This window comes from Gordonia sp. UBA7599, from assembly GCA_002477755.1.
In the GTDB taxonomy this organism is placed as follows: domain Bacteria; phylum Actinomycetota; class Actinomycetes; order Mycobacteriales; family Mycobacteriaceae; genus Gordonia.
The window spans coordinates 1-10,366 of record DLKD01000022.1; the positions used below are offsets into that span (position 1 = coordinate 1).

The following is a 10,366-nucleotide window of genomic DNA, read 5'->3' on the forward strand; positions in this document are numbered from 1 at the left end:
GCCCGCACTCGCAAGGGCCCGAAGAAGACCATCGCCGGGAAGAAGAAGTAATGCCTCCTAAGTCACGCAGCGCCGGCCCCAAGAAGGGCACTCGCCGTCGCGATAAAAAGAACGTCCCGCACGGCCACGCGCACATCAAGTCGACGTTCAACAACACGATCGTTTCGATCTCCGACCCCAACGGCAACGTGATCAGCTGGGCGTCGTCGGGTCACGTGGGCTTCAAGGGCTCGCGCAAGAGCACGCCGTTCGCGGCGCAGCTCGCTGCCGAGAACGCGGCCCGCAAGGCCCAGGAGCACGGCGTCAAGAAGGTCGACGTCTTCGTCAAGGGCCCGGGCTCGGGCCGCGAGACGGCGATTCGCTCCCTGCAGGCTGCCGGCCTCGAAGTCGGCACCATCTCCGATGTCACCCCCCAGCCGCACAACGGCTGCCGTCCGCCCAAGCGGCGCCGGGTCTAGCGGGAAGGTAAGGACTAGAAAAAATGGCTCGTTATACCGGACCCGCAACCAAGAAGTCGCGCCGTCTGCGCGTCGACCTCGTCGGCGAAGACAAGGCGTTTGAGCGTCGTCCCTACCCGCCCGGCCAGCACGGCCGCGCGCGGATCAAGGAGACCGAGTACCTGCTGCAGCTGCAGGAGAAGCAGAAGGCCCGCTTCACCTACGGCGTCATGGAGAAGCAGTTCCGCCGCTACTACGAAGAGGCGAACCGTCGCACCGGCAAGACCGGCGACGAGCTGCTGAAGATCCTGGAGACCCGTCTGGACAACGTCGTGTACCGCGCCGGACTGGCCCGTACCCGTCGCCAGGCCCGTCAGCTGGTCAGCCACGGCCACTTCACCGTCAACGGTGTGAAGGTCGACGTCCCCAGCTACCGAGTCGGCCAGTACGACATCATCGATGTCCGGCCGAAGTCGCTGGTGACCGTGCCGTTCCAGATCGCCAAGGAGATCCAGGGTGATCGGCCGGTGCCCGCGTGGCTGCAGGTCGTGCCGTCGACGCTGCGCATCCTCGTGCACTCCGTGCCCGAGCGTGCCCAGATCGACGTGCCGCTGACCGAGCAGCTCATCGTCGAGTACTACAGCAAGTAAATCCACCGACGCCGTCAAATAGCGGGCGGCAAAGGAGAAAAACACACCAATGCTCATCTCACAGCGACCCACCCTGTCCGAAGAGGTCATCGCCGAGAACCGGTCGAAGTTCGTCATCGAACCCCTCGAGCCGGGCTTCGGTTATACCCTCGGCAACTCGCTGCGCCGCACCCTGCTGTCGTCCATCCCGGGCGCCGCAGTCACGAGCGTGCGTATCGACGGTGTGCTGCACGAGTTCACCACCGTGGCCGGGGTCAAGGAGGATGTCACCGAGATCATCCTGAACCTCAAGGGCCTCGTCGTCTCCTCCGAGGAGGACGAGCCGGTCACCATGTACGTCCGCAAGCAGGGCCCCGGTGCCGTCACGGGCGCTGACATCGTGCCTCCGGCCGGTGTTACCGTGCACAACCCGGACCTGCACATCGCGACCCTCAACGACAAGGGCAAGCTCGAGATCGAGCTCGTCGTCGAGCGTGGCCGCGGCTACGTGCCGGCCGTGCAGAACAAGGCCTCCGGCGCCGAGATCGGCCGTATCCCGGTCGACTCGATCTACTCGCCGGTCCTCAAGGTGACCTACAAGGTGGAGGCCACCCGCGTCGAGCAGCGCACCGACTTCGACCGCCTGGTGCTGGACGTGGAGACCAAGAACTCGATCACCCCGAGCGACGCCCTCGCGTCGGCGGGCAAGACGCTGGTCGAGCTGTTCGGCCTGGCGCGCGAGCTCAACGTCGAGGCCGAGGGCATCGAGATCGGCCCGTCGCCGGTCGAGGCCGACCACATGGCGTCGTTCAACCTCCCGATCGAGGACTTGGAGCTGACCGTGCGCAGCTACAACTGCCTCAAGCGCGAGGGTGTGCACACCGTCGGTGAACTGGTCGCCCGCACCGAGTCGGATCTGCTCGACATCCGCAACTTCGGTCAGAAGTCGATCGACGAGGTCAAGGTGAAGCTGCACACGATGGCGCTGGCCCTCAAGGACAGCCCCGCCAGCTTCGATCCGTCGCAGGTCGCCGGGTACGACCCGGCCACCGGCACCTGGTCCGACGATGCGGGATTCGATGACAATGGTGAGGATTTCGCTGAAACCGAGCAGCTCTGAGCGGCTGTAACCAAACCCCGACCCACTCGTGAGAGTCGGTCACCTCTGAGGAGAGAACAATGCCCAAGCCCACCAAGGGTGCCCGTCTCGGCGGGTCGGCCAGCCACCAGAAGGCGATCCTGGCAAACCTCGCCACCTCGCTGTTCGAGCACGGCCGCATCACCACCACCGAGGCGAAGGCCAAGCGCCTGCGCCCCTACGCCGAGAAGCTCATCACCCACGCGAAGGCCGGCACCCTTGCCGACCGCCGCCAGGTGCTGAAGTTCATCCGCGACAAGGACATCGTGCATGTCCTGTTCGCGGAGATCGGCCCGTCGTTCGCCGAGCGTCCCGGCGGCTACACCCGCATCGTCAAGACGTTGCCCCGCAAGGGCGACAACGCCCCGATGGCCGTGATCGAACTCGTCCGCGAGTCGACCGTGACCACCGAGGCCAACCGCGCCAACCGTGTCGCGGCGTCGAAGAAGACGGACAAAGCCGACGAGAAGCCGGCGAAGGCTGCTGAGGTCAAGGCCGATGAGGCTGCCGAGGCGAAGGCCGACGACGCTGGCGAGGTTGCCGAGCTGCCTGCCGGTGCGCACGCGCCGCTGCCCGACGACGCGCAGCCCGAGGGCTTCCCGATCAAGGGCAATGCGCAGTCGAAGCTGTACCACCGTCCCGGCACCCGGTTCTACGACAGCACCGTTGCCGAGATCTGGTTCGCGACCGACGCCGACGCCGAGGCGGCCGGCTACGAGTTGCCGCCGTCGCAGCGCGACGAGGAGTGATCCATTGACGACCGACCCCGCCACCGACGACGGTGGCGGGGTTTGTCGTCTGCGCCTCGAGATCGGTTACGACGGGACTGACTTCTCCGGATGGGCTCTACAGCCGGGCCGGCGCACTGTGGCCGGGGTGCTCACCGACACGCTGACCACCGTGCTGCGCGAGCCGGTGCGACTCACCGTCGCCGGGCGAACCGACGCTGGAGTGCATGCCACCGGACAGATCGCCCATCTCGACGTCGCGCGGGCAGCGCTGGACACCCGCTCCATCCACGGTGACCCGTCGACGCTGGTCCGGCGTTTGGCGAAGATGCTGCCCGACGACGTGCGCGTCAAGGCCGTCACCGAGGTTCCCATCGAGTTCGATGCGCGATTCTCGGCGTTGCGCCGCCACTATGTCTACCGGCTCGCCGATGCACCGTGGGGGCCTGAGCCGGTCACCGCCCGGACCACGGGCGCGTGGCCTCGCCCGCTCGATGTCGAGGCGCTGAATGCGGCCTCTGCCGCATTGCTCGGCTTGCACGACTTCGCTGCCTTCTGCCGGCCACGGCCAGGATCGACGACGATCCGCGACCTGCAGGCCTTCGATTGGCACCGCGCCGACGAGGGCGTGCTGATCGGCCGGGTCAGTGCTGATGCATTCTGCTGGTCGATGGTCCGTTCCCTCGTCGGCGCCGTCGCCGTCGTCGCGGAGGGCCGTCGGGACGTGGCCTGGTGTGCTGGATTGTTGGATGCTTCTGGACGCAGTCAGCAGGTTCCCGTCGCGCAGGCGCGTGGTCTGTGCCTGATCGGCGTCGACTATCCGCCGCCTGCGGAATGGGCTGCGCGCAACGAAGTGACCCGCGACATCCGCGATGCCGACGAGGTCGGGGGTCCGGAGGGCTGCTGCGGCTGAACGGGCTAGGTGGCGCTGCGCTCGATGGCGAGCGCCTCGTACACCTCGGTGCGCGTTTCGAGGCTCAGCGGCTCGGGGGTGTCCAAACCGATGGCATCGGCGCCGTTGATGAGCATGGTCCGCCACGCCCACGGGTCGAACGTGCCCGGCAGGGTCGTCGAGACGAAGTCGTCGAGTAGCTCGGCGAATCGGTTGGGCTCGTCGCGGAACGGGAAGTGGCCGGCACCGTCGAAGGTCTCGAGGACAGACCCGGAGATCGCGGCATGCGCGATCTCGGCATGGCGATAGGGGATCACCGTGTCGTCGGTGCCCCACGCAATGAGTACCGGGATGTTGGCGGTCAGGTAGCTGCGATCGAGCATCGACACGTGTTGGCCCCGCCAGTCGACGACCGACCGCAGCGTCCGGCCGAATGCCGCACGGGCATCACGCGGGCTCAGATCGCGCAGGATGCGCAGGAGATCGGTCCGGTCGAGCAGGTGGCGACTGGGCGAGAGCGACTCGAAGGGACCAGGCAGCGTGGGGCTGGCGGCCAAGGCGCGGGTCGCCGAATCGACTGCCGACATGGCCCCGGGAAGGCGCAGTAGCGCCAGCGCTTGACTCGCCCCCGGTAGAGTGGCGACGCGCAGGGCGGGGGACACCTCGCGGGTGACTCCGCCGGTGGACACCAGCACGAGGCGCGACACCATCGACGGGTACTGGTAGCAGAACTGCATGGCGACGCCGCCGCCGAGGGAGTGCCCGACGACGGTGACGCGCTCGTGGCCCAGGACCCACAGCAGGTCGCGCACCCCGTTGGCGAAGGCCGCCACCGAATAGTCCGCACGCGGCTTGTCGGAGAACCCGTGGCCGAGCATGTCGGGCGCAATGACGGTGTACTTGGACGCGAGGCGGGTCATGATCGGCTCCCACGTCGACGAATTGTCGCCGATTCCGTGGATCAGCACGACCACGGGGCCGCTGCCCGCGATGCGGTAGGCCCGCCGGTATCCGTGAATCGTGCGGTAGCGCAACCGGACTCTGGGCTTGGCTATCACCGCCGCCTCCTTAAACACTCGGTTTCTAAGGCGAGTTAACCCTATGAGCGGGTGCCACGCTCGCCCGGTAGCGCCGATGTAGCAAGGTGTTTACAAACCATGCTCCGCAGGCCGATTCCAGGGATGCCTATTCGGCTCAGTGCCCGTGGCCGCCACCGTGGTGCCCGCCGGCCCCGGGGACCTCGATGAATCCGGTGTGCCGACCAGGTGCCACGACCCGCATCCGCTGCATCATCTCGTTGTCCTCGTGGTTGGTGAGATGGCAGTGCCACACGTAGCCCTGCAGCTTCTCGTTGTTGAGCCCGGTGAACACGGCATCGGGGTCAAAGCCCAGTTCTGCCGCGGTTGGCCAACGCACCATGATCCGGGTGACCTGATTCGGTGGGCAGCGCACCGTGTCCTTCCAGCCGAACTCGTAGGGGGCCGGGTTGAACATCTCGCTGGTCAGGTAGTCGGTCGGATCCGGGGTCCAACGGGTACCCAGCACCGGTGGTGGGTTCTCGGCGAGGTAGCGCACCTTGTCGAAATCCCAGCGGCCCACGACACGGTATTGCACGAGATGAACGTGAAGGGAGTGCGACTGCATGGTCGCATCGGAGTTCACGATGTCCCAGCACTCGGTGGTCCCCTGGACGGGGTGCTCGAAGTCTTTGGTGGCCCAGTCGAGATCGTTGAGGTTCATGTTGAGCACACCCAGCCAGGACAGGTTGCGCGGGTTGACCGTCACATTGAGGGTGGCGATCCGGTGGTTGTCGTGGCCGGTGTGGCGCGGCGGCAATCGGTCGGGCAAGCCGCGGCCACCGCGCAGCCGGTCGGGGACCCGCTGATACCGGCCGGTGCGGCTCCCGACGTCGAACCGCATGACGGGTCGCACCATGAGCGCACCGTTCATCTGCCCGAACATCGAGATCTGCATGCTGTTGACCAGTTGGACTTTCTGACCCGGGCGGTACCGGGAGAAGTCGACGAGGATGTCGTAGCGTTCGGCGGCGGCGACGTTGAGCGCCTTGACCGGCACGGGGGCATCCAGCAGCCCGCCGTCGCTGCCGATGACCCAGAACGTCGAACCGTCCGACAGTGACAGGCGGTAGTCGTTGAGTTGGCTGGCGGACAGGATCCGAAACCGGTACAGCCCCCGGTCGACCGGCATCCGCGGCCACACCTTGCCGTTGACGACCATCGTGTCGCCGCACAGTCCGCCCGCCCAGTGCCCGGTCGGAACGGTCCACGTGTTGTCGTAGCGCATCTTGCCGTCGGGGTAGAACAGCTTGTCGCTGATGATGAGCGCGGTCTCGTACCCGCCGGCCGGCAGGCCCAGCGGATTGTCACGCGTGCCGGTGTCCCACTGGTCGCGGACGTGGTAATGCCCGCTCAGGCCCGCATAGATGCTCAGCCGGGTCGTCCCCATCGAATGGTCGTGGTACCAGAGTGGACAGGCGTGCGGCGGGTTGGTGAACCGGTAGTCCACGCCGCGGCCCAGTCGGAAGGGCGACGTCGGAAAGCCGTCGTGTTCCGGACGGTTCGGTGCGCCGTGTAGATGGATCACCAAGGGCGGTCGGTGCCGGTCCTTTTCGGACACTCCGTGCAGAGTGGTGTCCACGTCGATCGCCATCGGGTGGCTGCGCAGGTTGTTGACGAACCGGATCTGCGGCTCCGTTCCGGCCTGCGTCTCGATGGTGGGACCGTGGTGCGACAGTCCGCCGAAGCCCGCGCTCGGTGCCCGGCCGAGATCTCGGTGGAATCGATGGCGGCCGCCGGCGGCGACCATCCGCGTCGGTGATATCACCTTGGGCAGCCGTGGCAGCTCGTCGACGAAGGGTGTCAGCGGTGGGGAGTGGTAGCTGTTGAACGGCATCCCCGGGATCGTCGGCTGCTCATGGTTCAGCGGCGGCGAATAGGGTTTCGCGTCGGCGGATCCGGGGCGGACGGCTGCAAGTCCGAGCGCCGACAGTCCGGCCAGTTGCAAGGCTTGACGGCGCTTCATCGCACAAATCCGCCTTCGATCGACGAATGGGAGTGGGCCCACCATAGGCACGCAATCGGCGTCGACACCCGCCTTTCCTGAAACCGATGTCAGAATCAGGTTTGGATGCGGCCTTCGATGGCCGGCCTTCGGTATCCCCGTTGCCCCTGTTCCCCGTTGCATCGGGCCACCGCGGTCGTACAGTACGGGTCTACGGTTTTCCGCTCTGTCCTCAGGAGGCGCCAGGATGAAACGCACGTCCACGGTTCTCGCCAGCGTCGTGCTGGTCGCGGGATTGGTCTTGTCGGGTTGCTCGAAATCGTCGTCGACGTCGGCGCCGGAGGACTTGAAGACCCTCCTACCCGTGCCTGCGAATACCCAGAAGACCACCGGCCCGGATGCGATCTCAGCCAACGGTATCAGGATGAACTACCAGGCCGCTGCCGCGCCGGGGCCGGCGATGGTCGCCTACCGGACGGCGCTGCGGGACAAGGGCTGGGAGGTGACGACGATCGTCACCTCCGAGGGTGGCACCGGTGGTGGGGCCACCTTCATCGGCACCCACGGCAAGGCCTACGGGGTCTTCGACGGCGGCGGCTTCGACCAGCAGACGTTCGTCGACGTGTGCGTGTGGCCGGAGAAGCCGGCCGACCCGAACTGCACGCGGGCCAAGCGCTAGCGGTCGACGGTCGAATGGGACAGGACAGTCGCTCGTCGGCGATCACCGCGCGCGGAGTGATTGCCGGCGCCTTGGGGATGGCGGGCGATCTCCCGCGAATGGCCCGCTTGCTGCCACCGCTGGTCAACCCGACGCCGAAGCGCCGATGGACGATCGGCAAGATTTTCGCCCAGGCAGCCGCCGCACATCCGGACCGGCCGTTCCTGCGCAGCGGGAAGCAGACGTACACCTACGGCGAGTGCAACCGCCGGGCCAACCGGTGGGCGGCGGTGCTCACCGATCGCGGTGTCGGCCAGGGCGACGTCGTGGCCGTCATGGCACACAACAGCCCCGAAGTCGTGATCGCGATGCTGGCGATCGTCAAACTCGGAGCCATTGCCGGCCTGGTCAACCACAACCAGCGCGGTGATGTGCTCGAGCACAGCCTGGGCCTGCTGTCGGCCGGGATTCTGGTGCGCGACGACGAGTCCGCGGAAGCCATCACGACGGTTCCATCCGACGCTGTACCGGCCGCCACGCTGACTTTCACCGATCTCGACGCCGCGGGCGACGCGCTGGCCACAGACGATCCCGGCGCCAACGCCAATCCGGCGATCACCGATTCGCTGCGCGCCGAGAACGCGGCGTTCTACATCTTCACCTCCGGCACCACCGGGTACCCGAAGGCGTCGATCATGAGTCATGGGCGCTGGCACCTGGCGATGATCGGGATGGGCGGAGCGGCCGTCCGGCTGCGCAGCGACGACGTGATGTTCTGTGCCCTGCCGATGTACCACAACAACGCGCTGACCGTGTCGCTCGGTTCGGTGCTCGCCGCGGGCGCGTGCCTGGCCGTCGGCGAGAAGTTCTCCGCGTCGCGGTTCTGGGACGAGATCATCGAAGCCGACGCCACCGCGTTCTGCTACATCGGTGAGTTGTGCCGATACCTACTCGCGCAGCCGCCCAAGCCGGTCGACCGCGCCCACCGCGTGCGCTTGGCCGTAGGCAATGGATTGCGCCCGGAGATCTGGGATGAATTCCAGAGCCGCTTCGGGATCGACCGGATCGTCGAGTTCTATTCGGCGAGCGAGTCCAACATCGGCTTCGCCAACATCTTCGGGCTGCGCAACACCGTCGGGTTCTCCCCCCAGCTGCGCGCGATTGTCGAGGTCGACGTCGCGACCGGCGAGCCCATCCGCGACGCGCGAGGCCGGTGTCGGCGGGTGCCAAGGGGAGAGCCGGGCCTGCTGCTCGGACACATCTCGGCGCTGATGCGGCTGGACGGCTACACCGACCCGGAGGCGACCGAGAAGAAGATCGTGCGCGACGTCTTCCGTCGCGGCGACGCCTACTTCAACACCGGCGACCTCGTGTACTCGCAGGGCTTCGGCCACATCGCGTTCGCCGACCGCCTCGGCGACACTTTCCGCTGGAAGGGTGAGAACGTCGCCACCACCGAGGTGGAGGCGGTACTCAATGACGTGCCCGGCATCGTCGAATCGGTGGTGTACGGAGTCGAGGTTCCCGGGACCGACGGACGTGCCGGGATGGCCGCGATCGTCGTCGACGGCGAGCCGGACTGGGCCGGGATCGCGGATAGGGTCTCGGCGAAGCTGCCGGGATATGCGGTGCCGCTCTTCGTGCGCGTCACGCCGCAGATCGCGCAGACGTCCACATTCAAGAGCCAACGCGTCGCGCTGCGCGACGAGGGGTATTCCGACGTCGGCGACGACGAACTCCGCGTGTTCCACCGCGACCGCGGATACACCCCGTTCTACCCGGAGTTCGTGGACGAACTGGCCGTCGGGCGGGCGTAGCACTCGCACCGTCGGACAATCCGATGGAACCGTTTGGCGCTGCGCTGCGTCTAATCCCACATGCGGCAAAAAATGCCGCTCGGGGGAGGGGCCATGCAGATCGATACGGATTCCGGTGCGACCGACTGGATAGATTCGCGGACCACGGTGCGGTCGCGGTCGGGGGCGATCACCGTGACGACGACCGCGCACGGGTTGCCCGTGGCGGTGCGGATCACCGAGTCGGCGATGGCGATGGGCGCCGAAGCGCTCGCCGCACGAGTGCTCGAGTTGTGCCGCGAGGGCGCGATGACGGCGGGCGTACGACTGCGTGAGCTGATGTCCGCCGACGGCGTCGACGACGATGTCCTCGCGACGATGGCGCTGCCCACCGCTGACGATCTGGCCCGCGTGCAGTCCGTGCTCGATGCCCAGGCCGCCGCGCCGAGTTCCTGGTTGCGGTGATCGGCGATGGCCAATCCAGAACTGGAGGAGATACTCGCCCGTGCCTCGGCGGCGATCGGGGCGATGGCCGAGCTCTCCGAGGGCTACGCCGCGATCGTCGGTGAGGGCAGTGACGTGCGATCGCGCGTGACCGCACGCGTAGACGGGTCGGGTGCACTGATCGGCTTGGAACTCGGCCCGGGCGCGATGCGCTCGGGCGCCGTAGAGCTCGGCGAGTTGATCGTGTCCAGCGCGATGGTCGCCGCCCAACGTGCCTACGCGCAGCGGGCCACACTGACCGAGCAGTTCAACCGCGACTTCGGCGAACTCGCCGGCATCGCGATCAATGAGACGAACGAGGGGGATCGATGAGTTCGGTGATGATGATGGGGGAGGCCGTCGACGGCTTGGCAGCGACCTCGGCGACGATGGGCACGGCCCTGGCCACTGCTGGCGGCGTCAATGCGGCTGCGAACACGGCGGCGATGGTGGCGGTGTTCGGATTGATCGGGCAGGAGTTCGTCGCGGCCTTCGCCACGGCCCAGGCCGCACACCTCGCCGCGGTGGGTAGTCTCGCCGCCGTCCACGCCGGCACCGCCTCGTCGATGCTCGCCGGATCGGCC

12 protein-coding genes are annotated in these 10,366 nt (G+C 67.1%); 10 read left to right on the forward strand and 2 right to left on the reverse strand.

Going from position 1 to position 10,366, the window contains the following annotated elements; genetic code table 11:
• The first annotated feature begins 50 nt into the window (after positions 1 to 50).
• Genes rpsK through truA form a run of 5 tightly spaced genes read left to right on the forward strand, consistent with a single transcriptional unit; the run spans position 51 to position 3,845 of the window.
• Complete coding sequence (gene rpsK / locus B4L26_RS02400; protein WP_006899651.1) at positions 51 to 458, forward strand: 30S ribosomal protein S11; 408 nt, start codon at positions 51 to 53, stop codon at positions 456 to 458.
• Positions 459 to 481: 23 nt separating this feature from the next.
• Positions 482 to 1,087 (forward strand): 30S ribosomal protein S4, encoded by a 606-nt coding sequence (rpsD, locus tag B4L26_RS02405; protein WP_290715399.1) that lies wholly within the window; start codon positions 482 to 484, stop codon positions 1,085 to 1,087.
• A 49-nt stretch (positions 1,088 to 1,136) separates the two neighbouring features.
• Positions 1,137 to 2,186 (forward strand): DNA-directed RNA polymerase subunit alpha, encoded by a 1,050-nt coding sequence (locus B4L26_RS02410; RefSeq protein ID WP_290715403.1) that lies wholly within the window; start codon positions 1,137 to 1,139, stop codon positions 2,184 to 2,186.
• A 59-nt stretch (positions 2,187 to 2,245) separates the two neighbouring features.
• Positions 2,246 to 2,953 (forward strand): 50S ribosomal protein L17, encoded by a 708-nt coding sequence (gene rplQ, locus B4L26_RS02415; protein WP_290715407.1) that lies wholly within the window; start codon positions 2,246 to 2,248, stop codon positions 2,951 to 2,953.
• A gap of 4 nt (positions 2,954 to 2,957) precedes the next feature.
• Entirely contained in the window at positions 2,958 to 3,845 is an 888-nt protein-coding gene (gene truA / locus B4L26_RS02420) for a tRNA pseudouridine(38-40) synthase TruA (RefSeq protein ID WP_290715410.1), read from the forward strand.
• Between the two features lie 5 nt (positions 3,846 to 3,850).
• Here the strand turns inward: truA and B4L26_RS02425 are convergent, their stop codons facing one another.
• Together B4L26_RS02425 and B4L26_RS02430 are read right to left on the reverse strand one after the other, a co-directional pair.
• Entirely contained in the window at positions 3,851 to 4,882 is a 1,032-nt protein-coding gene (locus B4L26_RS02425) for an alpha/beta fold hydrolase (RefSeq protein ID WP_290715413.1), read from the reverse strand.
• A 136-nt stretch (positions 4,883 to 5,018) separates the two neighbouring features.
• On the reverse strand, positions 5,019 to 6,866 hold the full coding sequence (locus tag B4L26_RS02430; RefSeq protein WP_290715416.1) for a multicopper oxidase family protein: 1,848 nt from the start codon (positions 6,864 to 6,866) through the stop codon (positions 5,019 to 5,021).
• Positions 6,867 to 7,092: 226 nt separating this feature from the next.
• Between B4L26_RS02430 and B4L26_RS02435 the strand changes: the two genes are divergently transcribed.
• The 5 genes from B4L26_RS02435 to B4L26_RS02455 form a co-directional block, all read left to right on the forward strand.
• Positions 7,093 to 7,524, forward strand: coding sequence for a hypothetical protein (locus B4L26_RS02435; protein WP_290715417.1), 432 nt, complete (start codon positions 7,093 to 7,095; stop codon positions 7,522 to 7,524).
• Positions 7,525 to 7,538: 14 nt separating this feature from the next.
• Positions 7,539 to 9,320, forward strand: a complete 1,782-nt coding sequence (locus B4L26_RS02440; RefSeq protein ID WP_290715419.1) for a long-chain-acyl-CoA synthetase — start codon at positions 7,539 to 7,541, stop codon at positions 9,318 to 9,320.
• Positions 9,321 to 9,413: 93 nt separating this feature from the next.
• Entirely contained in the window at positions 9,414 to 9,764 is a 351-nt protein-coding gene (locus tag B4L26_RS02445) for a hypothetical protein (RefSeq protein ID WP_290715421.1), read from the forward strand.
• Between the two features lie 6 nt (positions 9,765 to 9,770).
• A complete protein-coding gene (locus B4L26_RS02450) occupies positions 9,771 to 10,115 on the forward strand; it encodes a YbaB/EbfC family DNA-binding protein (RefSeq protein ID WP_290715422.1) in 345 nt (114 codons plus the stop codon).
• Positions 10,112 to 10,366 (forward strand): hypothetical protein (locus B4L26_RS02455; protein WP_290715423.1); only part of this gene is annotated, 255 nt, incomplete at its 3' end. The genes B4L26_RS02450 and B4L26_RS02455, both read left to right, overlap by 4 nt.

Bases quoted from the DNA above. Each gene is read 5' to 3' on its own strand.
- rpsK (WP_006899651.1), top strand. From the start codon at position 51: ATGCCTCCTAAGTCACGCAGCGCCGGCCCCAAGAAGGGCACTCGCCGT.
- rpsD (WP_290715399.1), top strand. From the start codon at position 482: ATGGCTCGTTATACCGGACCCGCAACCAAGAAGTCGCGCCGTCTGCGC.
- B4L26_RS02410 (WP_290715403.1), top strand. From the start codon at position 1,137: ATGCTCATCTCACAGCGACCCACCCTGTCCGAAGAGGTCATCGCCGAG.
- rplQ (WP_290715407.1), top strand. From the start codon at position 2,246: ATGCCCAAGCCCACCAAGGGTGCCCGTCTCGGCGGGTCGGCCAGCCAC.
- B4L26_RS02430 (WP_290715416.1), bottom strand. From the start codon at position 6,866: ATGAAGCGCCGTCAAGCCTTGCAACTGGCCGGACTGTCGGCGCTCGGA.
- B4L26_RS02435 (WP_290715417.1), top strand. From the start codon at position 7,093: ATGAAACGCACGTCCACGGTTCTCGCCAGCGTCGTGCTGGTCGCGGGA.
- B4L26_RS02440 (WP_290715419.1), top strand. From the start codon at position 7,539: ATGGGACAGGACAGTCGCTCGTCGGCGATCACCGCGCGCGGAGTGATT.
- B4L26_RS02445 (WP_290715421.1), top strand. From the start codon at position 9,414: ATGCAGATCGATACGGATTCCGGTGCGACCGACTGGATAGATTCGCGG.
- B4L26_RS02450 (WP_290715422.1), top strand. From the start codon at position 9,771: ATGGCCAATCCAGAACTGGAGGAGATACTCGCCCGTGCCTCGGCGGCG.